35 protein-coding genes are annotated in these 24,375 nt (G+C 61.5%); 25 read left to right on the top strand and 10 right to left on the bottom strand.

The features are described from left to right. Window positions 1-168 precede the first annotated feature (168 nt). From ACWF6P_RS18270 to ACWF6P_RS18280, 3 genes are read left to right on the top strand one after another with little or no spacing between them, the layout of a single operon-like run. Complete coding sequence (locus ACWF6P_RS18270; protein WP_452621939.1) at window positions 169-747, top strand: RNA polymerase sigma factor; 579 nt, start codon at window positions 169-171, stop codon at window positions 745-747. Then, window positions 744-1,235 (top strand): hypothetical protein, encoded by a 492-nt coding sequence (locus tag ACWF6P_RS18275; protein WP_452621940.1) that lies wholly within the window; start codon window positions 744-746, stop codon window positions 1,233-1,235. The genes ACWF6P_RS18270 and ACWF6P_RS18275 overlap by 4 nt, the downstream gene beginning before the upstream one ends. Window positions 1,236-1,271: 36 nt before the next feature. Beyond that, window positions 1,272-1,421: a hypothetical protein gene (locus ACWF6P_RS18280; RefSeq protein ID WP_452621941.1), complete on the top strand. Its 150-nt coding sequence runs from the start codon at window positions 1,272-1,274 to the stop codon at window positions 1,419-1,421. A gap of 18 nt (window positions 1,422-1,439) precedes the next feature. Here the strand turns inward: ACWF6P_RS18280 and ACWF6P_RS18285 are convergent, their stop codons facing one another. After that, complete coding sequence (locus tag ACWF6P_RS18285; protein ID WP_007726566.1) at window positions 1,440-1,688, bottom strand: hypothetical protein; 249 nt, start codon at window positions 1,686-1,688, stop codon at window positions 1,440-1,442. A gap of 152 nt (window positions 1,689-1,840) precedes the next feature. On the opposite strand from ACWF6P_RS18285, the gene ACWF6P_RS18290 reads away from it, so the two are divergent. From ACWF6P_RS18290 to ACWF6P_RS18305, 4 genes are all read left to right on the top strand, one after another. Beyond that, window positions 1,841-1,999, top strand: a complete 159-nt coding sequence (locus ACWF6P_RS18290) for a PI-type proteinase (RefSeq protein WP_452621942.1) — start codon at window positions 1,841-1,843, stop codon at window positions 1,997-1,999. Between the two features lie 276 nt (window positions 2,000-2,275). Further along, complete coding sequence (locus tag ACWF6P_RS18295; RefSeq protein ID WP_452621943.1) at window positions 2,276-2,695, top strand: STAS domain-containing protein; 420 nt, start codon at window positions 2,276-2,278, stop codon at window positions 2,693-2,695. Next, window positions 2,692-4,194 carry an alpha,alpha-trehalose-phosphate synthase (UDP-forming) gene (locus ACWF6P_RS18300; protein WP_378535905.1) on the top strand — a complete coding sequence of 501 codons (1,503 nt, stop codon included), beginning with the start codon at window positions 2,692-2,694 and terminating at the stop codon, window positions 4,192-4,194. Before ACWF6P_RS18295 ends, ACWF6P_RS18300 begins: the two co-directional genes overlap by 4 nt. A 137-nt stretch (window positions 4,195-4,331) precedes the next feature. Further along, window positions 4,332-4,748: a hypothetical protein gene (locus tag ACWF6P_RS18305; RefSeq protein ID WP_452621944.1), complete on the top strand. Its 417-nt coding sequence runs from the start codon at window positions 4,332-4,334 to the stop codon at window positions 4,746-4,748. Here ACWF6P_RS18305 and ACWF6P_RS18310 read toward each other — a convergent pair. Continuing rightward, window positions 4,720-5,022 (bottom strand): MerR family transcriptional regulator, encoded by a 303-nt coding sequence (locus ACWF6P_RS18310; RefSeq protein ID WP_378448631.1) that lies wholly within the window; start codon window positions 5,020-5,022, stop codon window positions 4,720-4,722. The two genes, ACWF6P_RS18305 and ACWF6P_RS18310, sit on opposite strands and share 29 nt — an antisense overlap. 358 nt (window positions 5,023-5,380) lie before the next feature. On the opposite strand from ACWF6P_RS18310, the gene ACWF6P_RS18315 reads away from it, so the two are divergent. The 5 genes from ACWF6P_RS18315 to ACWF6P_RS18335 all read left to right on the top strand — a co-directional run bounded on the left by ACWF6P_RS18315 (window position 5,381) and on the right by ACWF6P_RS18335 (window position 7,669). Then, window positions 5,381-5,539: a hypothetical protein gene (locus tag ACWF6P_RS18315; RefSeq protein WP_378548304.1), complete on the top strand. Its 159-nt coding sequence runs from the start codon at window positions 5,381-5,383 to the stop codon at window positions 5,537-5,539. Window positions 5,540-5,623: 84 nt separating this feature from the next. Then, window positions 5,624-6,169 (top strand): Dps family protein, encoded by a 546-nt coding sequence (locus ACWF6P_RS18320; protein ID WP_230816410.1) that lies wholly within the window; start codon window positions 5,624-5,626, stop codon window positions 6,167-6,169. Between the two features lie 73 nt (window positions 6,170-6,242). Continuing rightward, window positions 6,243-6,377 (top strand): hypothetical protein, encoded by a 135-nt coding sequence (locus tag ACWF6P_RS18325; protein ID WP_020968725.1) that lies wholly within the window; start codon window positions 6,243-6,245, stop codon window positions 6,375-6,377. A 48-nt stretch (window positions 6,378-6,425) separates the two neighbouring features. Continuing rightward, entirely contained in the window at window positions 6,426-7,163 is a 738-nt protein-coding gene (locus tag ACWF6P_RS18330) for an ANTAR domain-containing protein (protein ID WP_452621945.1), read from the top strand. Between the two features lie 185 nt (window positions 7,164-7,348). Beyond that, window positions 7,349-7,669: a WhiB family transcriptional regulator gene (locus ACWF6P_RS18335; protein ID WP_378535895.1), complete on the top strand. Its 321-nt coding sequence runs from the start codon at window positions 7,349-7,351 to the stop codon at window positions 7,667-7,669. 30 nt (window positions 7,670-7,699) lie between these two features. Here ACWF6P_RS18335 and ACWF6P_RS18340 read toward each other — a convergent pair whose 3' ends face one another. Continuing rightward, on the bottom strand, window positions 7,700-8,137 hold the full coding sequence (locus tag ACWF6P_RS18340; RefSeq protein ID WP_378535893.1) for a hypothetical protein: 438 nt from the start codon (window positions 8,135-8,137) through the stop codon (window positions 7,700-7,702). 236 nt (window positions 8,138-8,373) lie between these two features. Between ACWF6P_RS18340 and ACWF6P_RS18345 the strand changes: the two genes are divergently transcribed. Then, complete coding sequence (locus ACWF6P_RS18345; RefSeq protein ID WP_452621946.1) at window positions 8,374-8,808, top strand: ATP-binding protein; 435 nt, start codon at window positions 8,374-8,376, stop codon at window positions 8,806-8,808. Continuing rightward, on the top strand, window positions 8,805-9,587 hold the full coding sequence (locus tag ACWF6P_RS18350) for a SigB/SigF/SigG family RNA polymerase sigma factor (protein WP_378535889.1): 783 nt from the start codon (window positions 8,805-8,807) through the stop codon (window positions 9,585-9,587). Before ACWF6P_RS18345 ends, ACWF6P_RS18350 begins: the two co-directional genes overlap by 4 nt. A 16-nt stretch (window positions 9,588-9,603) precedes the next feature. On the opposite strand, the gene ACWF6P_RS18355 is transcribed toward ACWF6P_RS18350, so the two are convergent. After that, complete coding sequence (locus ACWF6P_RS18355; protein ID WP_030535920.1) at window positions 9,604-9,852, bottom strand: hypothetical protein; 249 nt, start codon at window positions 9,850-9,852, stop codon at window positions 9,604-9,606. Window positions 9,853-10,182: 330 nt separating this feature from the next. On the opposite strand from ACWF6P_RS18355, the gene ACWF6P_RS18360 reads away from it, so the two are divergent. From ACWF6P_RS18360 to ACWF6P_RS18370, 3 genes are all read left to right on the top strand, one after another. Then, the gene (locus tag ACWF6P_RS18360) at window positions 10,183-10,620 is read left to right on the top strand and encodes an STAS domain-containing protein (RefSeq protein ID WP_452621947.1); all 438 of its coding nucleotides are present in this window, start codon (window positions 10,183-10,185) and stop codon (window positions 10,618-10,620) included. Between the two features lie 94 nt (window positions 10,621-10,714). Then, on the top strand, window positions 10,715-11,692 hold the full coding sequence (locus ACWF6P_RS18365) for a YihY/virulence factor BrkB family protein (RefSeq protein WP_378535884.1): 978 nt from the start codon (window positions 10,715-10,717) through the stop codon (window positions 11,690-11,692). Between the two features lie 316 nt (window positions 11,693-12,008). Beyond that, the gene (locus tag ACWF6P_RS18370) at window positions 12,009-12,212 is read left to right on the top strand and encodes a cold-shock protein (protein WP_003943666.1); all 204 of its coding nucleotides are present in this window, start codon (window positions 12,009-12,011) and stop codon (window positions 12,210-12,212) included. Between the two features lie 146 nt (window positions 12,213-12,358). Here the strand turns inward: ACWF6P_RS18370 and ACWF6P_RS18375 are convergent, their stop codons facing one another. Then, window positions 12,359-12,598, bottom strand: coding sequence for a CDGSH iron-sulfur domain-containing protein (locus ACWF6P_RS18375; protein ID WP_378535882.1), 240 nt, complete (start codon window positions 12,596-12,598; stop codon window positions 12,359-12,361). Between ACWF6P_RS18375 and ACWF6P_RS18380 the strand changes: the two genes are divergently transcribed. Then, the gene (locus ACWF6P_RS18380; protein ID WP_452621948.1) at window positions 12,599-13,648 is read left to right on the top strand and encodes an iron-containing redox enzyme family protein; all 1,050 of its coding nucleotides are present in this window, start codon (window positions 12,599-12,601) and stop codon (window positions 13,646-13,648) included. It abuts the gene before it with no gap. On the opposite strand, the gene ACWF6P_RS18385 is transcribed toward ACWF6P_RS18380, so the two are convergent. Then, window positions 13,605-14,276 carry a HemK2/MTQ2 family protein methyltransferase gene (locus ACWF6P_RS18385; protein ID WP_452621949.1) on the bottom strand — a complete coding sequence of 224 codons (672 nt, stop codon included), beginning with the start codon at window positions 14,274-14,276 and terminating at the stop codon, window positions 13,605-13,607. The two genes, ACWF6P_RS18380 and ACWF6P_RS18385, sit on opposite strands and share 44 nt — an antisense overlap. Window positions 14,277-14,412: 136 nt before the next feature. Here ACWF6P_RS18385 and ACWF6P_RS18390 point away from each other — a divergent pair, with 136 nt between their 5' ends. From ACWF6P_RS18390 to ACWF6P_RS18410, 5 genes are all read left to right on the top strand, one after another. Continuing rightward, window positions 14,413-15,180, top strand: a complete 768-nt coding sequence (locus ACWF6P_RS18390; protein ID WP_452621950.1) for an ANTAR domain-containing protein — start codon at window positions 14,413-14,415, stop codon at window positions 15,178-15,180. Window positions 15,181-15,447: 267 nt separating this feature from the next. Further along, a complete protein-coding gene (locus tag ACWF6P_RS18395) occupies window positions 15,448-16,152 on the top strand; it encodes a glycosyltransferase (RefSeq protein WP_378535874.1) in 705 nt (234 codons plus the stop codon). Then, window positions 16,149-17,087 carry an acyl-CoA dehydrogenase gene (locus ACWF6P_RS18400; RefSeq protein ID WP_452621951.1) on the top strand — a complete coding sequence of 313 codons (939 nt, stop codon included), beginning with the start codon at window positions 16,149-16,151 and terminating at the stop codon, window positions 17,085-17,087. Before ACWF6P_RS18395 ends, ACWF6P_RS18400 begins: the two co-directional genes overlap by 4 nt. Continuing rightward, window positions 17,081-17,839, top strand: coding sequence for a PIG-L deacetylase family protein (locus ACWF6P_RS18405; protein ID WP_452621952.1), 759 nt, complete (start codon window positions 17,081-17,083; stop codon window positions 17,837-17,839). The genes ACWF6P_RS18400 and ACWF6P_RS18405 overlap by 7 nt, the downstream gene beginning before the upstream one ends. Further along, window positions 17,836-18,450 (top strand): class I SAM-dependent DNA methyltransferase, encoded by a 615-nt coding sequence (locus ACWF6P_RS18410; RefSeq protein ID WP_452621953.1) that lies wholly within the window; start codon window positions 17,836-17,838, stop codon window positions 18,448-18,450. Before ACWF6P_RS18405 ends, ACWF6P_RS18410 begins: the two co-directional genes overlap by 4 nt. Here the strand turns inward: ACWF6P_RS18410 and ACWF6P_RS18415 are convergent. From ACWF6P_RS18415 to ACWF6P_RS18430, 4 genes are all read right to left on the bottom strand, one after another. Continuing rightward, window positions 18,447-19,331 carry a DMT family transporter gene (locus ACWF6P_RS18415; protein ID WP_452621954.1) on the bottom strand — a complete coding sequence of 295 codons (885 nt, stop codon included), beginning with the start codon at window positions 19,329-19,331 and terminating at the stop codon, window positions 18,447-18,449. The two genes, ACWF6P_RS18410 and ACWF6P_RS18415, sit on opposite strands and share 4 nt — an antisense overlap. 74 nt (window positions 19,332-19,405) lie before the next feature. Continuing rightward, window positions 19,406-19,582 carry a Sec-independent protein translocase subunit TatA gene (tatA, locus tag ACWF6P_RS18420; protein WP_019747480.1) on the bottom strand — a complete coding sequence of 59 codons (177 nt, stop codon included), beginning with the start codon at window positions 19,580-19,582 and terminating at the stop codon, window positions 19,406-19,408. Further along, the gene (locus tag ACWF6P_RS18425; protein ID WP_378635355.1) at window positions 19,582-20,253 is read right to left on the bottom strand and encodes a Rid family hydrolase; all 672 of its coding nucleotides are present in this window, start codon (window positions 20,251-20,253) and stop codon (window positions 19,582-19,584) included. The genes tatA and ACWF6P_RS18425 overlap by 1 nt, the downstream gene beginning before the upstream one ends. A gap of 39 nt (window positions 20,254-20,292) precedes the next feature. Beyond that, window positions 20,293-21,873 carry a flavin monoamine oxidase family protein gene (locus ACWF6P_RS18430; protein ID WP_452622084.1) on the bottom strand — a complete coding sequence of 527 codons (1,581 nt, stop codon included), beginning with the start codon at window positions 21,871-21,873 and terminating at the stop codon, window positions 20,293-20,295. A 238-nt stretch (window positions 21,874-22,111) separates the two neighbouring features. Here ACWF6P_RS18430 and ACWF6P_RS18435 point away from each other — a divergent pair, with 238 nt between their 5' ends. Both ACWF6P_RS18435 and ACWF6P_RS18440 read left to right on the top strand, forming a co-directional pair. Further along, window positions 22,112-23,623 (top strand): APC family permease, encoded by a 1,512-nt coding sequence (locus ACWF6P_RS18435; protein WP_452621955.1) that lies wholly within the window; start codon window positions 22,112-22,114, stop codon window positions 23,621-23,623. Further along, complete coding sequence (locus ACWF6P_RS18440) at window positions 23,623-24,375, top strand: IclR family transcriptional regulator (RefSeq protein ID WP_452621956.1); 753 nt, start codon at window positions 23,623-23,625, stop codon at window positions 24,373-24,375. Before ACWF6P_RS18435 ends, ACWF6P_RS18440 begins: the two co-directional genes overlap by 1 nt.

A 24,375-nucleotide genomic window follows, 5' to 3' on the forward strand; every position in this document is an offset into this window, starting at 1 on the left:
GATCGATCTACCTGTGTAGTCGTGACTCGAAGCTAAAACCGAATGTCTGATTCGAGTGACGTGCATCACTGACGTTTATTAGTTACGGTCCGTAACATTCAACGCCCCGGCCGGACGAACAACTTTCGAACGCAGCCGAGTTTCCGCATTTCTGCGAGAGGAGCGACTGTGGCGTTACCGCACACACAGGGGCTCACGGAAGCGCCTGACGGCTTGGACACCGCGACAGTGGACGCTGCGATACTCGGCGACCGAGAAGCATTCGAGTCACTGGTGCACCACTACGGACCAGCGCTCCACCGCTATGCACGTCGAATGCTCGCGGACGAAGGCGACATTCTCGAGGTAGTCCAGGACACCTTCGTGGCCGCATGGCGTCAACTCGAATCGTTTCGCGGTGAATCATCCATGCGAACATGGCTTTTCGCGATCTGTTCACGAAAGATCGTGGACAGCTACCGAATCAAGAGAGCTCAACCGATCGACGACAAACTGCTCGACTCTCTTGTACCGTCTGCCGAGGCCGGTCCATTCGACTCGACCTCGAACTCCGCCTTCCTGGAGGCGCTGGAGGAAGCGTTGGGGGAATTGCCTTATCGCCAGCGTGCGGCCTGGACGCTGCGAGAGGTGGAGATGCTCACGTTCGTTCAAATCGGAAAGATTCTAAGACTCACTCCGGATGCGGTGCGTGGGCATCACCATCGTGCACGGGCTAACCTGAGTGAACGAATGACGAGGTGGCGATGATCGAATCACGAACCGACGCATTGATGGCGCACGCATCCGAGGTCCTGCGAAATGCCCCGGAGCCAGGCTGGGATCGAATCAGCGACAAGGTGATCCGGGCGCTCCGATCGACCTCGGCATCGGGCTGGCCACTGAACGCGCACGCGTCCGAGGGTCCGCGTCTAGGCACGGTGTCGGTAAGCGATCATGTCCTCCGCACCCACCTCGCCGCAGAGATACGTTCTCGACACCACTGCTCACCGAGCATCATCGAATTCTTTGTCGACGGCCACGAAATACGTTCACTACGTATCGAACTGGCTGCGCCCTACGGAGTCGATCTGGCCGAGCTGTCGGATCGGGTGCGATTCACGGTCGTCGATGTCGTTCACATGATCCTCGGCAATATGGAACCACCGGTCTCTGCAGAGAGCGTCCACATCGCCGTGACCGACATCGTGGAATATTTACCTGCCGGGGGAAACACCAAAAGCCTTCCCGAACACTAGGTGTTTGTTCAGCACGTGTTTGGGAACCCGGCACGCATGACCACTCACCCACCTCCGGCTCCGGGACCTGTTCCCGACCCGGGTTCACCCGCGCCGACACCACCCGATCCGCTGAATCCGCCGCCCGTGCCGCCCACTCCGACGCCACCGAACCCGTATCCCCCGGATCCGATCCCGCAGATCTGAAGTGGGCTGCTGCCGAACTCAGCCGCCGAGTTCGGCGATCATCTCGCTCAACGATTCTGCAGCGATACGCAGTTCGCCTTCGTCGGGGTTGTCGGGCGAGGAAGGCAGGCGTTCAGCCAACTGCTCGCGAGTCACAAGCGAGATACCCTCGAGGCCGAACCCTTCTTCATCGGGGACGTAGATCTCGATCTCGCCCCCGACCGCTACCAATTCCGAATGGGGGCCGCTGCCAAGTAGTGCACGCAGGTGTTCGGTCGTCACGGTCATATGGTTCACGTGAAATCTCCTGCTTCGGTGACAGCTGACTTCGCTGGTTGTCGATTCGACCTGACGCACTACCTCCTATTGAGTACCCCTCGCGGGTGAGCAGGAAACGACGAGTACATGAACAACTACTTCCCGAAGGGAACGCAGACACCATGAGCGAACAGAATCCCACCGACCACACTGATCAGACGGACGAGCCGCAGACCACCGGCACCGCGCACAAGGACGTTCAGACCGATCCGTCGGGCGAGCGCACGTGGGCCGACGAGGGTGGCGCCACAACGACCGGTCCGGCGACCGACACCGACTGATCTCGCCCGAACTGAATCATCGGGACCAAGGTCCCGTGAGCACGCGCTCACGGGACCTTGAAATCCTCACGGATCTAACGCTTTTCACCTGCGGTTTCGTGATGCGGTAGGGTAGGCACTCAGCACGGTTGAGCACCCAGCCGTTGAAGACGTGCACGGTTCGCGTGTTGCTTCCCGTGCCGTTTCCCCGGTTTCGCAAGAAACCGTTTCGAACTAGGCCGTTTCGAACCAGACCGATTCGAACGAACCGTTTCGAGCAATCCGTCAGGAGTTTCGATGAACGAGTTTTCGAGAACTACAGATGAGCGTGCCGAAAGTCCCCCGATTTTCACCGTCACGTCTGCGGAAAACATTCAGTCACTGGTGGTCAGCGGCGAGATCGACATCCAATCCCGAGCTGATTTTGCTGCGTGCGTCGATGATCTGATCAGCGAGCGTCACCCGTTCGTAGTCGACTGCTCGGACGTCCAGTTCATCTCCGTCGGAGGTCTTTCCATCATCGAAACTCTGTCGGCCAAGGCTCGAAGGCTCGGCGTCCCGTGGACACTGATCGCAGCGCACCCTGTCAGGCGCCCGCTGTCCCTGTTGAAGCTGGATGCCGACATCGTGTTCACCGACTCTGTGGCCGAGGCGGTCACGTACCTGTCCGCTGCCGCCATCATGGACGAGACCCTGGCGGAGCCGATGTCGGCGTGAGTAACGATCTCGAAAGGCTTTCCGAATTCGTCGTTGTCGCCAACCGACTGCCCGTCGATCTGGAAATCGACGACACTGCAGCCGACGACGACGGTGGCAAGAACTGGAAGCGAAGTCCGGGCGGGCTCGTCACCGCGCTCGAACCCATCCTGCGGCAGCGAGACGGCGCTTGGGTCGGCTGGCCGGGCGTCGCAAACGAGAAGGTCGATCCAATAGTTGTGGACGGCCTCCGCCTATTTCCCGTCGAACTGACCTCTCAGGACCTCGCCGAGTACTACGAGGGGTTCTCCAACGACACGTTGTGGCCGCTCTACCACGATGTTCTGGTGGCTCCGACGTTCGAGCGGTCGTGGTGGCACACATACGTCGCGGTCAACCAGCGGTTCGCCGAGGAAACCGCGCGTTGCGCCGCCGACGGAGCTACTGTCTGGGTGCAGGACTACCAATTGCAACTCGTGCCGGCGATGCTGCGTGAGCTGCGGCCGGACCTGACTATCGGGTTCTTCCTTCACATTCCTTTTCCTCCGGTCGAGCTCTTCATGCAGCTTCCGTGGCGCAAGGAGATCGTCAAGGGGATGCTGGGTGCCGACCTGATCGGCTTCCACTTACCCGGTGGCGCAAACAATTTCCTGTTCTTGGCCCGCAAACTACTCGGCTTGAAGACGACAACAGCGGGCGTCGGTGTGCGAAGTGCGCTGGGGCATGTCGATTTCGATTCTCGCGTCGTCAAGGTGGGAGCATTTCCCATCTCCGTCGATTCCGCCGAGCTCGAGCGCCAGTCGAAGAGCGAATCGGTGTTGCGCCGAGCACGCGAATTGAAGGAAGAGCTCGGCAATCCCGAGAAGATCCTTCTGGGAGTCGATCGCCTCGACTACACCAAAGGCATCGACCTGCGGCTGCAGGCACTGAAGGAACTTCTCGACGAGGGCCGCTTGGACCCGGAGAAGTACACAATGGTGCAGCTCGCTACGCCCAGTCGTGAACGCGTGCAGCACTATATCGATCTACGCAGCGTCATCGAGGAACAGGTGGGTCGAATCAACGGCGACCACAGTCAGATCGGCCGCCCCGTCGTTCACTACCTGTACCAGCCGGTCGACCGAGAAGAACTGATCGCGCTGTTCGTCGCTGCCGACGTCATGCTCGTGACGCCGATGCGCGACGGGATGAATCTCGTGGCCAAAGAGTACGTAGCGTGCCGCGGTGACCTCGGCGGCGCTCTGGTTCTCAGCGAGTTCACCGGCGCTGCAATGGAACTACGACAGTCATATCTGGTCAACCCGCATGATCTGGACGGCGTGAAGAATACGATCCTGACCGCTGTTCATCAGGATCCGAAAGAGGGCCGTCACCGCATGGCTGCCCTGCATCGCCAGGTCATGTCGCACGACGTGCATCAGTGGGCCGAATCGTTCCTGACCGCCCTTGCCCCGACTGAACCGCGCCCGGAAGATCAGTTCGTCACGGAGCGTGAGTCCGACTTCGCGCGCAACAACTGACCATCGCGGGCTTGAGTCAAGGGTGAGCAGATACTCGAGCTAGGATTGGTTTCAGTTCATCGTCAAGCAGCGGCTGCGAACTGATCTCCTCGCCATAGCCGTGCAATGCTGCATCGGCCCAGAAAGACAGGCCGACCATGCCCCTCACGATGAAGTACTCCGAGACCTACAACGACGCTCTCATTGCGCTCGCCGCCGCCACTCATCGGCCGGCCAATGTGGTGAATCTGTTCGGCGAGTATGCGATTCGTGTTGATCTTGAGTACAACCGATACCTGCTCGCCACCAATACCGTTGCCGGGCTTTCAGATCAGCCTGATCTGGGCGACTTGTGGCTGGTGAGATTCTTTCAGTCCGAACTGACCGACACTCCCGATCAACTGCTCGCAGAGGCGTCGCATCAATGGCTGGTCGATGCCCTCGATACAGCGCTGGAGCAGATCGAACGTGCCGGCAACAAGATCGTCGCAGATGCGGATTTCGGCGACCCTGCCCGCACCGACGCACCGTCGCACCCCACGGAAGCTAGCCGGCTTCCGCAGTCAACTGACTGATCCGAGCCGCCAGAACGGCATTCTCGGCTTCGAGAGACAAGATCAAACGGATTCCGACAAGATTGACTCCGTCGTCGATCAGCGCGGTGATTCGTCCGAGCGTATCCAGATCAGCCTCGCTGTACCGGCGCGTACCGCCATCCGTTCGCGTCGGTGTGAGCAGGCCCCTTCGCTCGTAGAGGCGCAGCGTTTGAGGTCCTACTCCGGACAGTTCTGACATCACTGAGATCCCGTACACGCCACGCAGCGCCCGGGTCTGAGATTCCGACGTCACTGGAACCTCCTAGTTCGGTGTCGGCTGCCTTCGTCGGCGTCATCCGACCTTAGCACCATCACGCAGTGAATCTGACGCGGGCGACATAGATTCAAAGGTGTCCAGGACCACTTGCGGCAAAAAATGAGAAGCAAATAGAGTGTGTACGCGCAGGTGAGGAGCGTTTTCGATGGGAAGCGGCACACAGCTTGCTTCTACAGTTCGAACGACGCTACCTTGCCAATTATCTACATCGGCTGATATAGATTTTGTAGCACCTGAAAGCGCCATAACCGGCACTCGAAGCTGTAGAACACCCAGACGTCGGAGTTGGTGGTTCAGCTGACTCCCTCACGGCACACTCTTCACCGGGAGCAAGATGACGACGATCGACATCCCGCCCACACAGGGCGAGAGCAACACCGGCATCGCGATCACTGCCGCAAGCGCGACTTTGACGACCGTCGAGGTCAAGCGCCGAATCGCGATGATGTTCGGCGACCCGGTGACAGAGGAACCAGCCGCACTCGCGCACTGAACCTGACCGATCCGCGATCCGATTGACGATGGCGCGCGACCGCCCCGTTGGAGGGCGATCCCCATCATGACGAGAGGAAAACATATGTCCGAGTTCACCGTACCGGGACTGAGCAGCGCAGACGGCTCGACCGTCGCCGATACCCTGCAGGAACGGCTCAGCGCCTACAACGATCTCCACCTGACGCTCAAGCACGTCCACTGGAACGTCGTCGGACCCAACTTCATCGGCGTGCACGAGATGATCGACCCGCAGGTGGAACTGGTTCGCGGTTACGCCGATGATGTGGCGGAACGTATCGCGGCACTTGGCAATTCGCCCAAGGGCACCGCAGGAGCTATCGAACGCGACCGGACGTGGGACGACTACTCCGTCGGCCGCGACGACGCTCGCGCTCACCTCGCGGCGCTCGACCTCGTCTACACCGGGGTCATCACAGACAGTCGCGCTGCAATCGAGAGCGTCGGAAAGATCGACCCGATCACCGAAGACATGTTGATCGGCCAGACGGCACAGTTGGAAAAGTTCCAGTGGTTCGTTCGCGCGCACCTCGAGAACTCCGGTGGCAGCCTCGTTCACGAAGGCGCGTCCACCGAGCAGGATGCCGCAAACGAGGCACGTCAGAACTGATTCACCGTCCTCGATTTCGGCCGATCGGGGGTCGGCCGAAATCGCGCTCCCCACAACCGGAAAGGGTAGGAGCATGTCTGCGGACTCGCGCGGCACGTCAGCGCAAACGCGTCGCGAGTATCAAATGTTCGTACTGCAACAGCGCTTGTTGTTCGGATCGATCGTGGCAGGCACTGCTCTCGGGGTCCTGGCCATCAACTACTTCTGAATCACTACGCGCCACGGCCGTCGAAGACAGGACAGAAACGACACAATCATGAGTTCGAGCACTCTCCGCTCGATCGCCCGTAGCGATCGGTTTGCGGCAAGCACTTCTTCTCTCCTCCTCGTGGACAGCGATTTTCGCGTCCGGGGAGCAAACGAGGAATACCTTGCCATGTCCGATCGCAGTTTGGATCAGCTGCACGGAGTGGAAGTGTTCGAGGCCTTTCCCGACAATCCTGCCGACTCTTTTGCGGACGGAATCTCCTCGTTGACAATGTCGTTCGAGCGGGTGATGCAAACCAAATCTCGTGATGCGCTGCCGACTCAGCGTTACGACGTGCGCGACGAGCGCGGTTCCGGGCTGTTTGTCACGCGCTATTGGAATACGGTGAATTCCGCCGTCACCGATGACGACGGCCGGGTGATCGGGGTGCTTCATCGTGTGTACGAGGTTTCACGACCGCAGGCTCAGCAGTCCGGTTCGGCGTCAGACGTACTGGCCCGCCTTCGTGCGGAAAATGACGAACTGAGAAGAGCTTTGGATTCTCGGCCCGTGATCGAGCAGGCCAAGGGATTGCTGATGGCCGAGCGTGAGTGCTCAGCCGACCAAGCTTTCGACCTTCTGGTCGAGATGTCGCAAGAGTGGAACGTCAAGGTGCGCGACATCGCCGGCGGTCTTGTCGCCGCAGCAGAGAGACGAGCCGGCGGTCTTGTCGCCGCAGCAGAGAGACGAGCCGGCGGTCTTGTCGCCGCAGCAGAGAGACGAGCCGTGGATCAAAAGAATTCCTGACGACCGGGATTCAAAAGTTGTACGGCTGGGTAATGACCGACCAGAGGTACCCCCGAAATCCTCCCTCTCGAGGGAGGAGCCTCGAAGGTCCCGCCGGTTCAGGCCGGCGGGACCGAGCTTTGCCTTAACACCCGACCTGGATCCGCGATCCGAGTCGAGTTCGTCACGCAGCGAAGGGAACGTCCATGTTCATGCGCTCCTACACATCTCCGCGGCCCCTTGCCGACGAGTGGGATTGGCAACTGTCCGGCACCTGCCGCGACACCGACCCCGCTCTGTTCTACGACGACACGAACGAGCGCGGATCGAGGCGGGCGAAGCGCGAGAGTTCGGCGAAGCTGGTGTGTGCCAGGTGCCCCGTCGTGCAGCGATGCCTGGTGCACGCCATCCAGACCGGGGAACCACACGGCATCTGGGGCGGGATGACGGCCACCGAACGAGAATCGTTGCGTAAGGCGCGAACTGGACCACTGGTCAGTGCTGTATCGAGCCCGCCGGCGCAATAACTTCGGGGACAGACCTCGTAGTGTGGAAACTCAGGGCCGCGCCTCGTGGTGTCGACGCCCATGCGTGCGTCGACGCTCCTTCATCTCGGATTCGAAGAGATGCGGCACTCCGCCCGCCAGTCGGTCGCGCACCACCTTCTCGCATTCGCGGAAGAAGGACCAGTAGTTCTCGTCGAACTCCTCGACCAGTTGGAAAGTCCAACGCCCCTCGACCACGTTCCGGCCCATCAACTCGTCCTCGACTTGATCCGCCAGTTCGTCGTTGCCGCTGGTGCGCAGATGCTCGACAACCTCGTCGAGCATCAAATCCGCGTGCCCGATCAGCTGATGGAAGTCGTACAGAGCGCCGCGCGCACGCTCCACGGTTTCGAGGGCATTCGACAGTACCCCCGCCGCCTTCACCGCATCATCCGTGACGCCTTCCGGTCGTATGTGTACGGGGATCTGCCTGTCCGAATGGGTGCCCATGAGGTCGCAGTACCCGAAGGCGGCACAAATGAAAGATGAGATTCGGTACGAGCGCACCACAGGTGATGTGTCTCACAATTCATCCTCTAGTTCAAGTAAAGAGGGTTAGTTCGCCGGGCGAAGGGTAATCGAAGGGCATGAACACCTCTGGGGTCGAGATGGTCGGCACGCATGGCCGCTACCGGTCCTTGCCTCGTTCTGCCGGAATACCGCCACATCTACCTACAGGAAGTCCCTTGATCCCTCTGTCGAGTTCGACCGAAGCCGAACTTACTCACGACTCCATTGCCTCGCTCCGCGTCCGAGCGTCGTACTCTCAACTTCCGACTCTGCGTGGAATCACCCGCACGGTCGCCAACAACACCGGATTGGATGTCGACGGGACAGCCGATCTTGCCCTGGCGATGGACGAAGTCGCGAGTATCCTCATCGGCCATGCGATACCGTCCAGCGACTTGACCTGCCGTTTCGAGACGTTCGGTCGCACACTTCGGACCGTCGTTTCAGTGATTGCGCACTCCGAGATTCCCGACAAGTCGCACAGCTTCGGATGGTTCGTTCTCGAGGCACTGGTCGACTCCGTCCGCTTGGAACAGTCGGAAATCGACGCGGACGGTCACATCACGCTGACGATGACGCTTGAAAAGGGCTTGCTCCAGGAGCGTGCGTGACCACTGTCCCACCGGACAAGAAGGACCAGTACGAACTAGCTGTCGAATTGTTCGTTTCGATGGCTTCGCTTCCGCCTGAAGATCCGACCCGAGAAAAGATCACCAACTCGATCATCGAATTGTGCCTGCCGCTCGCCACCCACGTCGCACGCCGCTACCAGGGGCGCGGCCAGCCTTTCGAGGACTTGGAACAAGTTGCGCGTGTCGGGTTGGTACAAGCCGTGCAGCGATTCGACGTGGAAAAGGGATCGGATTTCCTGTCGTTCGCCGTCCCGACGGTAATGGGTGAGGTACGCAAGCATTTTCGCGATCACGGCTGGTCCGTGCGCGTCCCGCGAAGCCTTCAAGAACGACACCTTGCCCTGAACCGGGCGCTGACGTCGCTGTCCCAGACGCTCGGGCGTGCTCCGACCGTCGCGGAACTCGCGAAAGAACTCGACATCGAGCCGGACGAGGTCGAACAGGGGCTGACGGCGGGCAACTCGTATCGGACCACACCGCTCGACACCGCATCCGCCGGCGACGGGAGCGGACTGACTCTGATCGACACATTGGGTCAGTACGACGAAGCGATCAGTCAGATCGACAATCACGAAACATTGCGGCCCGCGCTCCTGGCATTACCGGAGCGCGAGCGCACGATCGTCGTTCTGAGATTCTTCGGTCATCTCACCCAGTCTCAGATTGCCGAGAAGGTCGGTCTTTCCCAGATGCATGTGTCCAGAATCCTCACGCAGACACTGAAACAGCTACGCACCGAGATGGGCGAAATCTTCTGACGGTACGTCTCGGCGATCAGATGTACTCCTGCGCAAGACGTTCCATCTCGTCTCGGTCGATGAGCCCGGGCTGACCGATGTCAAGGGCCTCGAGATACTTGTTGGCGAGGCGGTAATCGTGACCCCACCTTCCGTGCTCCCCGTCCTGCTCGGTGCGCTGAACACTGGAACCGGGCGGAACCTCGTCCCGCAGACCGTTGGTCTCCGCTCCGATCAGCGTGTCGAGCTTGGTCGAGATGGCCGTAAGTGCATCGCGGTCGTTCATCTGAATCCCTTCGTCCGGTGACGCTGATCCCCCACCCTACCGAAGCGTATAGCCAAAAACATTGCACTGCTTGATGTTCGACTCCACACCTGGACCGATTTACACCCTCGAGCTACACTGAGCGGTACCGAGGTTGAGAATACAGCCGGGGTTGAAGCCACTGGCGCTCGGTTCGCATCAAGGCTCTGGATCAGGTGAGTACGTTCTCCGCGTGTCTGCCCTGCGCATATCCATTGAGCTCTACAGCTTTCCACGCCTGGACGCATTCACTTTCCGCGCCGCCAGATCGGTCGTCAGCCTTTCGATGAAAGCACACAGACCGGATCTGCCATGAATCTGAATGAACTCGACCACACTTCGATCGATTCCATCGATCCCTCAACACAATTGGGTTTGATCGTGGAAACACAAGGCTTCGCCGCCTGGCGGGTAGCACCCTCGACAGTCCTGATCCAGGTCGATGTCGACCTCGACAAACTCTCCGCCCCCGCACTGCAAGAGCTTCTCAACTCATACGCTGCGGAGTGGTCTCGCGTCATCCTCGACCTGTCGAATTCACTGTTCGTCGGTGCGGTATGCCTCGAACTGTTCGCCGAGCTGAACTCCCGTTCGCAAGCCCACGACTTCCAGTGGTCCGTCATCGGGTCGCACCCACTTCGACGCTTGCTTCGGGCAGCGCGGGCCGAAGAAGAATTTCCGGTTACGAACTCCGTCGAGGGAGCCATGCGCGCGCTCCGCGAAGCAGAGAAGTCGCTCGAAGCCTCCTGACGGCACGCCCGGCACCCACGTCGAGCGCCGAGCGCTGTGCGCTCGCAGCGACTAAGGTTCGTCGGGCTGTCCGACGAGCTGAGAGAGACCGAGAATGACAATCGCCAAGCGCCTCGATGCCTTGCAACAGAAGCATCCGGCACTGGGGTTCCCTATAGCGGTCCTCTACAAGTTCCTCGACGATCAAGGTGTTTATCTCGCCGCGCTGATCGCTTACTACGGCTTCGTCTCGCTGTTTCCGCTGCTTCTCTTGCTCTCCACGATTCTCGGCTTCGTGTTGTCGGACAACCCTGAACTTCAGCAACAGATCTTGGACTCGGCCTTGCATCAGTTCCCGGTCATCGGTGACGACCTGGGCAATGCGCAACAGATCGGCGGCGGCGTCACGGGTTTGGTGATCGGAATCGTCGGTGGTCTCTACGGTGGCCTCGGTGTCGCTCTGGCTTGCCAGAATGCGATGAACACGGTGTGGTCGGTGCCCCGAAACATGCGACCGGATCCCATCCGCGGGCGTCTTCAAGGGCTACTACTCCTCGGCACGATCGGTCTCGCGATCTTGGGGACCACCGCTGTCTCCAACATCGGCGGTGCGCTTCATCTGGGCGGTTCGTTCAGCTTCCTGCTGACCCTCGCGGTAGTCGTCTTGAATGCGGGCATCTTCATCGTCGCTTTCCGGCTCACCTGCGCCCGCCCGCTCTCGGTAGCCGATGTGGCACCTGGTGCGATCGCCGCTGCTGTTCTCTGGCAAGCACTTCAGTCCTTCGGTGCCCTCTACGTGACATCCGTGGTGCGGGGCGCCTCCACCACCAACGGCGTCTTTGCCATCGTTCTGGGTTTGCTGGCCTTCTTGTTCCTCGCTGCCGCCTCGATCGTCATGTGCGCGGAAATCAACGTCGTGCGAGTCGACAAACTCCATCCGCGGGCGTTGTTGGCTCCGTTCACCGACAACACCGAACTCATCGAAGGCGATCGACGTACCTTCGCCGATCAAGCAAAAGCACAACGCGCGGTTCCCCACGAGAACATCCACGTGACGTTCGACGGGCACACCAAACCCGACGAATCGGACTGATCTCGACCCCGATCGAGTTGGGTATTTGGTCCCGTCCTGAGTATCGGGGTGACATTCTGCGCCGCGAATCCAGATTTAACACAGGTGTTGTCATTTCGCGCTGTATCGAAGCGACGAATACATCACAGCAGGTAAACGCACATAGTTGAACAATCACGTGCTTCCGGAGCTGCCCCGGAACGGGACAAACCCGTCAATTACTGCAACTCGCCATGCATGTAATTGGAGACAGAAAAAGAAGAGCATGGCAGGATCAGGTGTGAGACCGGACTCTCGATGGGAGGGCTCGGCTCGATGGATCCAGGAGAATTTGGTTATGGCTCAGGGCAGTGTCAAGTGGTTCAACGGTGAAAAGGGCTTCGGATTCATCGAGCAGGAAGGTGGCGGACCGGATGTGTTCGTTCACTACTCGGAGATCCAGGGCAGCGGCTACAAGTCCCTCGACGAGGGCCAGAAGGTCGAGTTCGAGATCGGACAGGGCCAGAAGGGCCCCCAGGCTCAGAACGTTCGCGCCATCTGAGTTCGATCCCAGTCTGAATTCAGACTGAAAAGGCTGGACGCTGCACCGCACGGTGCCGGCATCCAGCCTTTTCTTGGTTTCTGGGTCCCCTGGATTTCCGGGACTCCTTGATTTTCAGGTCCGGCGCGTGCCGAGTTCGGTACCGGTTAACTCGCTCGCGCCCGCTTCTTCTTGTGGGAGCTGTCGCAGAACGGCGCAATGGCGGTCCGTCCACATCGGCACAAAGCGACCGTAGAGCGCTTGTTCTCTATCGGAGTGCCGTCGTCGCGGAGCAACTCGAAGTCACCACGCACCAGCAGCGGTCCGTCCGAGCAGGCGGTTATGGTGGTGTTGCACCCGGAACCATCCGGTGTTTCGGCAGATGACGATTCGGGAAACGCGGTCATATGTCCTCTTCACTTCTCGATTCGGCCACTGGCGTGCCTACTTCCATGCCTGTTCCGCAGGCTCGCGGCCCATTAAGCGCCACTCTCGTTTCCATTCTGCTCTCCTCCGCCGATCCGAGGGAGCTGAAGGCTGCCTTTGACGCGTACGAAGACGCACGCTCCACCGACCACACCTACGACATTCTTCGAGACGACGACGCCCAGTTGACGCTGACGCTCCTCTACGAGCTTCATCTGCAGGGAATAGAGAACGTCTCGGACGAGTGGGAGTGGAATCCGGACCTGCTCGCGGTGCGGTCTCGTCTCGAAACGCACTTCGAGTCCGCCATCGCGCAACTCGTGGGGACTGTGCCGTCGTCTGGCGACGTGGTGGCCGACCTGTGGGCGATGACGGCGCCCAGTGCCGGACCCGGTCTTGCGTCTTACATGGCGAAGGACGCCACGGTCGATCAGTTCGCGGAGGTGCTGATTCACCGTTCGCTCAATCAGCTCCGCGAAGCGGATGTGCACACCCTTGGAATTTCTCGGCTCTCCGGCGCCGTCAAGGCAGCCCTCGTCGAAGTGCAGAGCGACGAGTACGGAGGCGGCCGCGCAGAGCGTATGCATTCGCGTCTGTTTGCCGACACGATGCGGGCCGTCGGCCTTTCGGACCGCTACGGTCACTACATCGATGCCGTTCCCGCCGTGACCTTGGCGTCGTTGAATGCTCTCTCGCTCTTCGGTTTTCATCGCCGACATCTCGGCACCCTGGTCGGGCACCTGTGCGCCGTCGAGACCACGTCGGCGCTGCCGAGCAAGCGTTACAGCGCCGGCCTGCGCCGACTCGGATACGGTTCGGACGCGACCCTGTTCTACGACGAGCACGTCGAAGCGGATTCCGTCCACGAACAGATTGCCGTTCGCGAACTTGCCGGCGGCCTTGCTTCTTCGCAGCCACACCGCGCCGGCGACATCTTGTTCGGCGCCGCAGCTTGCCTCGCGTTCGACGATCTTCTCGGCGAACACCTCACATCGAGTTGGGAGAAGGGTGAGACTTCGTTGCGCGAATGATCACGAGTTGTTCGATTTCCTGACCGGTGGTGATCAACCCCCGCGCCTCGAGCATCGTGCGTCTCTCACGCATCACTGGCCCGAACGGAATGTACTTCCGGGCCGAAATCTCCACGGCCATACCGTGTTCCTCGAGTATCGCCTCGGTCTTGTCGACCCCGCACAGTACCGACTGCAGGAGAAGAAGTGTGCCGCCGGGGACGAGTACGTCGTGAACGGTGGCCGCGATCCTGTCGATGAGGGCGCGTCCGTCCTTGCCTGCGTCCCAAGCTCGTTCGATTCCAGTGGTGGGAAGATCATCGGCAAGTGCGGGGACGTACGGCGGGTTGGAGATCACCAGATCGAAGAGTTCGCCGTGCACGGCCTCGGTGAGATCGCCACGACGGGAATCGATCAAGGTGCCGTTGAGGATTCCGTTGAGACGAGCATTGGCGCACGCTCGGCGAGATATGTCGACCGCGACAACGTGGCCTGCACCTGCCGTAGATGCCGCGACGGCGAGGGCGCCGGTCCCGGTGCACAAATCCAGCACGCGACTGCGAGCAGTGAGGTGCTCGAACAGCAGTGCATCCGCGAGTAACGACGTGTCATGTTGCGGTGGATACACACCGGGTAAACGCAGGATCATCATCGGCTCCTCTTTTTCAGGCGACATCGCGCATCGCTGCGTGCGGCTACCCCGGAACCCCGAATTTCATGCAATATTGGAGCATCGGCAGCCTGGAACGGTTACATCGCCGCAGTTTGCGGAGTAGACCTGAGTCATGACAGGCAATGCGGACACTCCACAAGGGGCCGCGGCGTTTGCTTCCGCAGCAGATTCACTCGACACTCTCGCCGAAGCGATTGCCGGACTCCGGTCCAATCTGAACACGGACGAGCACCTCGACTCCATGCTCCAACGTCTGGCCGAGACGGCGGTCAAGGCACTGCCGGACGCCGACGCAGTCAGCGTGACCGTGTTGTCGGCCGATGGCCCGCGAACTGCTGCATCTACCGCGGACTATCTCTCCGCGATCGACCACGCCCAACACTCCGCCGATCGCGGACCGTGTGTGGACGCCGCACGCTCAGTCTCGTCGGTCCGGGCAAAGGTAGGTGATCACGAAGCCGAATGGCCGGAATTCACCGTCGAGGCCCGCAAACAAGGCGTCCGGTCCTACCTGTCAGTGCCGATCACCATGGGCGAGGAGAGCACCGAACTTCTCGGCGCTTTCAACGTCTACGGATTCGCATCGACTGAGTTCAAGGCCTTCGACGAAGAGTTGATGAAATTGTTCACCGCCGGTGCGGGCGCGGCGATCGCGGATTCACGACGCTGGCGTCAGGCACACGAGCACATCGAACAATTGCACTGCGCCATGGAGTCTCGGGCCGAGATCGAGCAGGCCAAGGGCGTCCTGATCGCCGTCCACGGTATCGACGCCGAGGAAGCATTCAGTCGACTCGTGCAGCAATCACAGCACACCAACGTCAAACTCCACGACGTTGCACGGATGCTCATCGATTCGGTGCGCCACCGCAGGTTCTGAAGATTCTTCGGTCGCAAAACCCCGTTTTGCACCCGAAGACACAGTCGCAAAACCCCGTTTTGCACCCGAAGGCACAGTCGCAAAACCCCGTTTTGTACCCCGAAGTTTCAGCTCCCAAACGTATCCAGAGATGTTTCACCGAAACAGGTTTCGACCTGCGCGACTGCTGGCGGTCGAGCGGCGGCACTCGTCTGAAATGTGGTTATCTGTTGAGAACCGGGACGAAAGAAAACCCGACCGTACCAGGGTGAGGAAAGGATCGTCACTGTGCCAATCGACCAGGTTCTTGTCGTAGTTCCCGCCCACAACGAAGCCGAAGACCTTCCCAATTGCCTTCGTGCACTCGCAACAGCGGCGTCGGCTTGCGTTGTCCCCGTCCGAGTTGTCGCCGTCCTCGACAACTGTTCGGACGGAACTGCGGGAGTCATCCCCGAAGGCGTGGATGTGCTCCGCGTCGAGCACCAGAACGTCGGGCGCTCACGAGCGACGGGCTTCTCCGAGTTCGGCCGAGATTTGGGTCCTTCAGCGTGGTTCACCACCACCGATGCCGATTCGGTGGTCGGACCCACCTGGATTGCGCGCCAATTGGAATATGCGCGTACCGCGGACGTGGTTGCGGGAACCGTTCGCATCGCAGATTGGGAGGGTCAGCCCCAGTCCGTCCGCGAACGATACGAACGTATGTACCACGCACATCCATATGGTCGACACGGTCACATCCACGGCGCCAACCTCGGTGTTCGCGCTGACATGTACTGGAGCGTCGGAGGATTCTCCGATCTCGAGGAGGACGAGGACGTCGATCTCGTCCGACGATTGAGCGCGGCGGGCGCGTGTATCGCGTGGGCAGAAGACATTGCGGTCACTACGTCTGCGCGTCTCGACGGCCGAACTCCGGGCGGCTTTGCCGGACATATCCGTAACCTGGGTGGTACGACCGCCGATAACGAAGAAGCGGAGCTGGCACGATGAAACGACTACACACACTCTTGGATGCAGGCGGACTGTATTTGCCACTGCCCGGCGGCGGCGCAACGGCCGCACGGTGGACCTCCCTCGCAGAGCTCACACGGGAGAACGTGGTTCTCGGCCGGATGGCTGAGGCTCACACCGACGCCGTCGCGATACTCACCGAACTCGACGGCCCCGATCCCGAACCGGGACAGCTGTGGGGCGTGTGGGCAGCCGAGCCACCCACACCGGTGGTGAATGCGTCTGAGCACGTGGGGATCTGGACACTCACCGGTCGCAAGTTGTGGTGTTCTGGCGCCAACACCTGCACGCATGCACTGATCACCGCCTTGGTCGAGGGAGTCCCCTCTCTCTTCGCGGTTGAACTCGGACTACCTGGAGTGCATCCGGTTCCCGATTCGTGGAAGGCCGTCGGCATGGCCGAAAGCGACTCCAGCGCAGTCGACTTCGACATGGTTCCGGCCATACCGGTTGGGACGGCAGGCGACTACCTCAGCCGGGCGGGGTTCTGGCACGGGGCGATAGGCGTGGCTGCATGCTGGTACGGCGGTGCCTGCGGAGTCGCAGATCCGTTGTACGACAAGGCTGCGAGCACCGAAGATCCGTACGTCCTCGCACATCTCGGCGCAGTCGACGCAGCGTTGGCCGCAGCACGCAACGCGCTCGCAGTCGCGGCAGCAGAGATCGACGCGGATCCCGCTGACAAGAATGCAGAAGCCATGCAACGGGCCCTACGCGTTCGTGCAATCGTGGAGCGTGCCGCGACGGAGACCCTCGATCGGGTGGGACGCGCTCTCGGAGCCGCACCGCTCTGCATGGACGCCGAACATGCCGCGCGGGTAGCCGACCTCACCGTCTACTTGCGTCAGAGCCACGCCGAGAAGGATCTCGCCGAACTCGGCCGGATTGCGGCCAAGGGGAAACGGCCGTGGTGAATTCGAAACTGTTCGCGCAGAAGCCTGTCGACGACGGCGGCACCCCCGAATCGACGTGGCGGCAGTGGGGACGCAGTTTTCCGGAACTGGACCTAACCGGGTGCTCGCGATTGATCGTCGTCGCTCCCCATCCCGACGACGAAGTACTCGGGGTGGGTGGAACCGCCCTTCTGGCAGCACTTTCCGGAATCGAGGTTCAAGTGGTGTCCGTCACTGACGGCGGAGCTTCACATCCCGATTCACCGACTGTGACTCGGCCCGAGATGGAACGACTTCGACGGTCCGAGTCGGATCAGGCAGCGCGTGTACTCGGAATTCCCGCGCCGGTTCGACTGAGCATCCCGGACGGGAGGATCGGCGAGAGCCGGCAGGAGTTGACCGACCGCCTCAGCTCGATTCTCGGTGATTCCTCGGCGGAAACCTGGTGCGCCTCGACGTGGCGCGGGGACGGCCATCCGGACCATGAAGCCACCGGGGACGCTGCTGCGAAGGCCTGTGAGGACACGGGATCACGGTTGATCGAGTACCCCATCTGGGCGTGGCATTGGGCCGCGCCGGATCATGCGGCAGTCCCGTGGGAACGAGCCAGAAGAGTGACCCTGCCGTCTGATGTTCAGGCTGCAAAATCTGCTGCTGCCCAAGAGTTCACATCACAGATCGCACCACTCTCCGATCACCCTGCGGATGCGCCCATACTCCCCCGACACGTGATGGAACGCTTACTGCGACCGTACGAAACGGTGTTCGTATGACCGATCGTGAACTTCCCGCGGACTACTTCGCCAAGATGTATGCCGCACAATCCGATCCATGGGACTTCGAATCGCGTTGGTACGAGCAGCGAAAATACGCGCTCAGTATCGCGATGCTCCCGAAGCCCCGATACCGTCGCGCGTTCGAACCTGGGTGCTCGATCGGAGTTCTCACCGAGAAGTTGGCCGAGCGCTGCGACAGCGTTCTCGCCACCGACATCGTCCCGGCCGCACTCGAGAGTGCTCGCGCGCGGCTTGCCGGTCGCGACGCCGAATTCCGCCTCTGGGCATTGGGTGACGACTGGCCCGGCGAGACCTTCGACCTCGTCGTCATCAGCGAGGTCGGCTATTACCTGACCTTCGACAAACTCGTCGACGCCATGCTGCAGGTCGTCGAGCATCTCGAGCCTGGCGGCACTCTGCTGTGCGCCCACTGGCGTCACGTCGTACCGGAGTATCCGCAGAACGGTGACGCCGTTCATTCGGCTGTGCGCCAGACGCCGGGGTTGGCACAGTTCGCGTCGTACCAGAACGAGGACGTGCTGATCGACGTCTTCGTGAAGGGTCCGCCGTCACCACCGTCGGTGGCTCGTTCCGAAGGTCTGATCTAGCCGACCGGCGTGCGAGGGGCGGCGATCGCGTCGTCGTTCGCGGCCCCTCTCGCCAGGGCAACGGTCGCCGCAGCCATGGCCGCGAGCGCGAGGACGAGCACGGCGGCGACCTTTCGATCCGCATCAAGATATTCACCGAGCACCACGAATCCGAGCAGCGACGCCACGACCGGTTCCATGATCGTGGTGGCAGGCAGCGAAGCCTGAAGGTCCCCGGCCTGAAAAGCCGACTGCTGCAACGACGTCGCGACGGCGGCAACGACGATCAGTGCGTAGAACTCGAAAGACGTCAGGACCGCGTGCGGTCCGAGGCTCACCAGATGAACGACGCCCTTGGTCAATACCGCTGCTACGCCGAAGAGTGTTCCGCCGGCGAGGCCGAGTAGGAGCGCTCGGGCGGAGCCTGTTCGACGATGTGCCCCGAACAGGCAGAGCGCGATGAACGGCAATCCGATCGCGGAGATCACGATCCAGTGGTGTGTTTCGGCTCGGGGCTCACCCGGCCGCGGATCTCCCACAATCACCAATACTGCAACAGATGTGGTGAGTGCCGCGGCCCACAACCACTCGCGAGCGCTGATACGGCGTCCACTGAACCGGGCGCCCAACGGCAGTGCGAACAGCAGTGAGAGCACGAGGAGCGGCTGAACGAGGAGCAACGATCCGAGGCCGAGGGCCGACGCTTGCAGCGCATATCCCGCGATTCCGACCACGGTGCCGAGCCACCAGACCGGGCGGTGGACGAGCGTGGTGATGGGTCCGAGTGCCCCGATCGAATCGTCCGGAACAACAGCGGCCGTGCGCTGGCGCACCACGGTGCCAACGGCGATGCAGAGCGCCGCACCGATGGCGAAGATCGCGGCAAGCAGAGTGTGGGACACGCTTTCACTTTTGCACAGCACCCCCACCTGTGCGCGGTTGAGGAGTGTGGGGACTCCTCAACCGCGCACAGGGGTCAGTCTCGCTTCTCCAGCGCGAGGTCCGTATCCGAGTGCAGTTCACCGACTTCGGTCTTGAGGATCCGCATCGACCGACCGAGTCCGCGGGCGGCGTCTGGCAGCTTCTTCGAACCGAACAGCACCACGAGTACTACTGCGACGATCGCCCAGTGGGTCGGGCTGAGCGCGCCCATCAGGCGGGTTCCTTGCCCTCGGGGTACACCGCGTCGACCTCTACCTCGACGAGCCAACCGGCCACCGGCAGTCCCGCAACTTCCAGGGCGAAGCGGGTCGGCCGGGCGCTGTTGCGCTCGATCGGGGCGATCGGTTCGGCAGTGCCCATCGGCACCAACTCCGTGTCGCCCGTGTCGAGATTGGTATTGGCGAAGAACTGGCGGTACGCGCGATTCCATCCGGTGTAGTCGGCCTTGTCCGACCCCGGTGCGTTGTCGAGGAAGACGCGCATCGTGACGACGTCCTCGAGACTCAACCCCTGCGCTTCGAGATTGTCGCGGATCTTCTTGAGGACGTTGATGCCCTGAGCCTCGGTGACGGTCACCCCGGTGGGCAGAACTCCGCCGGAGAACTGGCCGTCGATGTACGACTCGGGGGATCCTTCCGGCGCCGCCTTGTTGCCTGCCGAGGGGCCGATGCCACTGGTCTTGTAGATCGCGGTGTCGCCGCCGATTGCGACTCCCTGAGCGATCATCGGGTTGGCCTGCCCCGCTTCGATGACCGACTTGGAGACGAACGAACTCGATGTGGTCTCGGCGTCCGCTTCATCGGATGAACAGGCTGTGGCGGTGCCCAGCAGCGCGGTGGCGGCAAATGCGGCTGCAAGGATCTTGGTGCTGCGAGATTTCATGATCTGACCTCCAGAGAAAGGGATGGAAAACGAAGCACGTCAGGCGGTTTGCGCAACACGCTGATGAAGATGAGTGACGACGTCCTGCGCGGACGTGAAGGCCCCGTGCTGCCAGGCGATGGCGTTGGAGAGGTGATCGCCGGCGAAGTAGATCCGGTCGACGGGATCGAGCAGCTTGGTGTATTCGGGAGTTGCCATGCCGCCGTGGGAATCTCCCGCGCCGGCCCACGATGCCCAGGCGGATTCCGAATACTTGGTGCGCCGCCAGCTTCCGGAGAAGGACGACGAGATGTCGCGAGTGTATTTGTCGCCGTGAATCTCTGCGCCTTCGGCGATGGCCTTTGCCAGGCGCTGACGATGGGTCAGTGATTCGAACGCCTGTTGACGCTTACCCGAGCTGTAGTACGCGACGACGACGCCGCGGTCGGAGTTGTAGTGGTCGTAGGGGAACATGATCTGGGAGATGTCGCGGTCGGTATTGGAGGCGCCGCCGTAGATGCGGTCCTCGGTCTCCCACCACCGACGCGAGTACTCGATACCGAGCTTGCCCGACGACGACGGCTTGGCGGCATCCAGCGCGAGCAGGATATCGGAGGGCAGGTTGTTGTTCAGCCGCTTGATCAAGTGCGGTGGGATCGTGCAGATCGCGTAGTCGGCGGTGATCGACTTGGCTTTACCGTCGACGACGTAATCGACGGTGACGCCTTCCGGGACATTTTTCATCCCGCTGACCTCGGCGCCGAACTCGATGTTGTCCATGCCGATCGCGTCCTGGAACTTGTAGTAGATCCGGTCCATGCCGCCCACGGGGGTCATCATCGTCATGGCCTGGTCGTAACCGAACTCGAAGGAGAATGCGCGCCCGATGCCGCCCTGGATCACATCGCTCATCCCGAAGGGTTCGATCTCGGTTCCGAAGTTGAGGCCGGCCCCCGGTTCTGCAGAGTGCCCGCGACGCGAGGAACCGACGTAGCGGCCGTCGCTGGAGAGATCACCGAAGTCGGTGAGGAACGACGAGAGCGCCTCCTTGTCTTCCTTGCTCAGAACCTGGTCGAGGGCACCCTGATTGGTGGCCTTCTGCAGTAGCTCGGACATGTATCCGTATGTGTCAGCCTTGGCTGCTCGGTAGGTGATCGACTGATTCGCGAGCGGCTTGTTGCCGGAGTAGTTGACGAAGGTGTTCGCGTTCTGGTTTCCGAACATCTGCAGTTCGACGCCCAGTTCGCGGCAGTAGTCGATGGTGTTGTGATTCTGCGGAATACGCGTCGCACCGAGGTTGTAGAAGTGCCCTTCCGAGAACGTACAGGTCTGTGTCTCGCCGTTCAGGTCGGTTTCTTCGGTGCCGTTGCGGATCGACCACACCCGACCACCCGGGCGGTTGCGCGCTTCGAGGACGGTGACCTTGTATCCGGCCTTCTGCAGTTCGTAGGCGGAGCACAGCCCTGCGGGTCCGCCGCCGAGGATCACGACGGAGTGATTTCCCTTGACCTTTCCGATCAGGTCACCCGCGGCGGGTGCCTGGAATCGTCTCGGCGTCGACGCCACTGCCGGCGCCAGGCCGATGGACGACATAGCACCGAGTGCCAGGCCCGCGCCGCCGGTGATTCCCAGGCTGCGCATGAAAGATCTACGTGTGTATGGCATTCGAGCTCCCCAGTGTGCTCCCGGTGACCCGGGTGGTTGGTGTTGAACACAGACTTCAGGAGCGTTGGGTCCGGAACTTGACGCGCAGGAAACAGTCGGTGGGGACCGAGTGAGAAACGTGCGAGCTTTCGCATCTTGCTCTCTCACCCGAGTGCGATCAGCGGAAGCATGTCCGCAATATCGGCGTTACAGAACCGGACTAGCGTGACGCGACATGTCCGCTCTCACCGAAGCCATCGCGCGGTCGTTCACCACGCGCGAGAAGCAGCCCCCGGCGCGATCGCCGCTGCGCGCGTTGGGCCGTCGGCAACTCTCCGGTGCCGAGGTGCTGGCCCAGTCGGTGGCGACCACTGCTCCCGCTGTGTCGATGGTCGTTCTGCCCGTCACCATGCTGACGCACGGCCGGTTGTTGAGCGGGATGATCACCATCATCGCCGCCACCGTGCTGGTGACGCTCATAGCTTTCTGTGTATCGCAGTTCACCCGCCGAATGGCGGCGTCGGGCGGACTGCACAGCTTCGTATTTCGTGGCCTCGGCACCCGGGCAGCATTGACCACCGGCATCGCCATGCTGGTCAAATACGTCGGCAGCGCGGTCATGACGCTCTATCACGGCGGGCAGGCGGCAATCGCGCTGCTCGGCTTCGCGGGTGTGCACGTGGACAAGACTTTTCACGTCATCGCGCTCTATCTGGGGATAGCCTTGCTGATTCTCGGCGCCCTCGTGCGAAGTGTCAGATTCGCCGCGCTCGCGATCCTCGTCGTCGAAAGCTGTTCCCTTCTGTTCATCGTCGGGCTCATGATCCTGGGCGGTTCCGGAAGTCAACAAGCGCAGATCGTTCCGCCCACCTCCGGCCACGGACTACTGCTCACCGCTCTGGCTGCCGTGTTTGCTCTCGCCGGATTCGAGAGCGCGGCCTTCTTCGGCCCCGAGGCCCGTCGGCCGCTGGTAACCGTCACCCGCACAGTCCTTCTCACTCCGATCATCTGTGGATCGCTCTTCATCTTTGCCGGCTGGGCCGCTTGGTCCGGGCGCAGTGACACCCTCGTCAACGCCTATCTCCACGGAACGGCGACGGGCGTGAGCCCCGGTGTCGTGATCGCTCTCAACGTCGGTCTGGGTTGCTCGTGGCTGGCGTCGTCGATGGCCTCGTCCAATGCTGCGTCACGCCTGGTCTATTCGTTCGGCGTCGAGCGCTTACTCCCCCGTCGGTTCGCCTCGGTTCACAGTGCCTTCCGCACGCCCTACTTCGCATTGACTGCCGTGGTCTTCACCGTCTTGCTGGGCGGCGGAACCTTTGCCGTACTCGGGCGAGGAGAAATCTTCGACGACGTTCGACTGACTGTTCGCGGCGCCGTCATCGTGGCCTATGCACTGACGGCTATCGCATCCGTTGTCTTCCTGACACGGATCGGCGAGCACACTCCCGGCGTTCTCGCGGCCGCGTCGTGTGGCAGTGGTGCCGGCGCGATAGTCCTCGGTTACCTGGTTTATGCCAACACGATCGACCACGCGTACGTTGCACCGATCGCCGTACTCGTGATCCTGACCTCCGGCACACTCTGGCAGTTCTACCTGCGACGCCGAAGCCCCAAAAGCCTGCTGCACGTCGGAGCCTTCGACAGTCCCGAAACCGAGGACGTACTACCAGGAGCTGGGGTGTTCGCCACCGACGCAGCCGGAAACATCGTGCTGGTGGGCGAGCCGACTGCCGGCGTCCGCTGATGGTGGGTCGACCACGCGACCTCGGCGGGCACGAACCCCGAGCCGTTCAGCGCGCCCTTGCCCTGCTCGAAGCGGCGGCCCGGCTCGGATCGGGTGCCACCGCCAAAGACATTGCCGCCCTGGCCGACATTCCACCTGCCACTGCATACCGGTTACTCAACATTCTTGTCGCCGACGGCTACCTGGTTCGGATCGCCGATCTCTCCGGATTCGCCCTAGGCCGACGCACCCGCGAATTAGCCGGGGCTGCCGCCGAACCCACACCCATCGACAATTCGGTACTCCTCGAAGAACTCCGCGAGCAGCTACGGTTCGGCGTCTATCTCGCGTCGTTTGCAGAAAACAGAATTCGGCTCGTCGATCGCGATCCCGACCACGAACTCAGCGGTGAACGGACACTGGTCACCGCCGTTCACGCGTCGGCTATCGGAAAGCTGCTCCTCGCCAACCGACCCGAGCTGGCCGAGACCCCACTGCGAAAGGTCACCGCCCACACCATCACCGACGGCGACGCTTTGGAACTCGAGCTCTCGCGGATCCGGCGCGGTGAGCCCGCCCGTGAGGTGGACGAGATTCGTGTCGGACGCTCCGCCGTCGCCGTCCCGATCCACGACGCGGAAAGGTGTGTCGTCGGTGCCTTGGCTGCGATAGGTCCGACCGGCAGACTTTCCGTGGACGACGCAGAACTTGTGGCGCTCTTGCGGGAGTACGCGGAACGCATCGTTGCACCGACGATGTCGAAGGCAAGCTGA

It is taken from the genome of Rhodococcus sp. NPDC055024 (assembly GCF_053608585.1).

What these genes read in the sequence shown, in the direction of transcription:
- ACWF6P_RS18285 (WP_007726566.1), bottom strand. Translation starts at nt 1,688, where the DNA reads ATGACCGTGACGACCGAACACCTGCGTGCACTACTTGGCAGCGGCCCC.
- ACWF6P_RS18325 (WP_020968725.1), top strand. Translation starts at nt 6,243, where the DNA reads ATGTCTGCGGACTCGCGCGGCACGTCAGCGCAAACGCGTCGCGAGTAT.
- ACWF6P_RS18365 (WP_378535884.1), top strand. Translation starts at nt 10,715, where the DNA reads ATGACAATCGCCAAGCGCCTCGATGCCTTGCAACAGAAGCATCCGGCA.
- ACWF6P_RS18435 (WP_452621955.1), top strand. Translation starts at nt 22,112, where the DNA reads ATGTCCGCTCTCACCGAAGCCATCGCGCGGTCGTTCACCACGCGCGAG.
- ACWF6P_RS18390 (WP_452621950.1), top strand. Translation starts at nt 14,413, where the DNA reads ATGACAGGCAATGCGGACACTCCACAAGGGGCCGCGGCGTTTGCTTCC.
- ACWF6P_RS18440 (WP_452621956.1), top strand. Translation starts at nt 23,623, where the DNA reads ATGGTGGGTCGACCACGCGACCTCGGCGGGCACGAACCCCGAGCCGTT.
- ACWF6P_RS18280 (WP_452621941.1), top strand. Translation starts at nt 1,272, where the DNA reads ATGACCACTCACCCACCTCCGGCTCCGGGACCTGTTCCCGACCCGGGT.
- ACWF6P_RS18400 (WP_452621951.1), top strand. Translation starts at nt 16,149, where the DNA reads ATGAAACGACTACACACACTCTTGGATGCAGGCGGACTGTATTTGCCA.
- ACWF6P_RS18340 (WP_378535893.1), bottom strand. Translation starts at nt 8,137, where the DNA reads ATGGGCACCCATTCGGACAGGCAGATCCCCGTACACATACGACCGGAA.
- ACWF6P_RS18410 (WP_452621953.1), top strand. Translation starts at nt 17,836, where the DNA reads ATGACCGATCGTGAACTTCCCGCGGACTACTTCGCCAAGATGTATGCC.
- ACWF6P_RS18355 (WP_030535920.1), bottom strand. Translation starts at nt 9,852, where the DNA reads ATGAACGACCGCGATGCACTTACGGCCATCTCGACCAAGCTCGACACG.
- ACWF6P_RS18335 (WP_378535895.1), top strand. Translation starts at nt 7,349, where the DNA reads ATGTTCATGCGCTCCTACACATCTCCGCGGCCCCTTGCCGACGAGTGG.
- ACWF6P_RS18375 (WP_378535882.1), bottom strand. Translation starts at nt 12,598, where the DNA reads ATGACCGCGTTTCCCGAATCGTCATCTGCCGAAACACCGGATGGTTCC.
- ACWF6P_RS18430 (WP_452622084.1), bottom strand. Translation starts at nt 21,873, where the DNA reads ATGCGCAGCCTGGGAATCACCGGCGGCGCGGGCCTGGCACTCGGTGCT.
- ACWF6P_RS18370 (WP_003943666.1), top strand. Translation starts at nt 12,009, where the DNA reads ATGGCTCAGGGCAGTGTCAAGTGGTTCAACGGTGAAAAGGGCTTCGGA.
- ACWF6P_RS18275 (WP_452621940.1), top strand. Translation starts at nt 744, where the DNA reads ATGATCGAATCACGAACCGACGCATTGATGGCGCACGCATCCGAGGTC.
- ACWF6P_RS18305 (WP_452621944.1), top strand. Translation starts at nt 4,332, where the DNA reads ATGCCCCTCACGATGAAGTACTCCGAGACCTACAACGACGCTCTCATT.
- ACWF6P_RS18360 (WP_452621947.1), top strand. Translation starts at nt 10,183, where the DNA reads ATGAATCTGAATGAACTCGACCACACTTCGATCGATTCCATCGATCCC.
- tatA (WP_019747480.1), bottom strand. Translation starts at nt 19,582, where the DNA reads ATGGGCGCGCTCAGCCCGACCCACTGGGCGATCGTCGCAGTAGTACTC.
- ACWF6P_RS18425 (WP_378635355.1), bottom strand. Translation starts at nt 20,253, where the DNA reads ATGAAATCTCGCAGCACCAAGATCCTTGCAGCCGCATTTGCCGCCACC.
- ACWF6P_RS18295 (WP_452621943.1), top strand. Translation starts at nt 2,276, where the DNA reads ATGAACGAGTTTTCGAGAACTACAGATGAGCGTGCCGAAAGTCCCCCG.
- ACWF6P_RS18290 (WP_452621942.1), top strand. Translation starts at nt 1,841, where the DNA reads ATGAGCGAACAGAATCCCACCGACCACACTGATCAGACGGACGAGCCG.
- ACWF6P_RS18330 (WP_452621945.1), top strand. Translation starts at nt 6,426, where the DNA reads ATGAGTTCGAGCACTCTCCGCTCGATCGCCCGTAGCGATCGGTTTGCG.
- ACWF6P_RS18380 (WP_452621948.1), top strand. Translation starts at nt 12,599, where the DNA reads ATGTCCTCTTCACTTCTCGATTCGGCCACTGGCGTGCCTACTTCCATG.
- ACWF6P_RS18320 (WP_230816410.1), top strand. Translation starts at nt 5,624, where the DNA reads ATGTCCGAGTTCACCGTACCGGGACTGAGCAGCGCAGACGGCTCGACC.
- ACWF6P_RS18385 (WP_452621949.1), bottom strand. Translation starts at nt 14,276, where the DNA reads ATGATCCTGCGTTTACCCGGTGTGTATCCACCGCAACATGACACGTCG.
- ACWF6P_RS18315 (WP_378548304.1), top strand. Translation starts at nt 5,381, where the DNA reads ATGACGACGATCGACATCCCGCCCACACAGGGCGAGAGCAACACCGGC.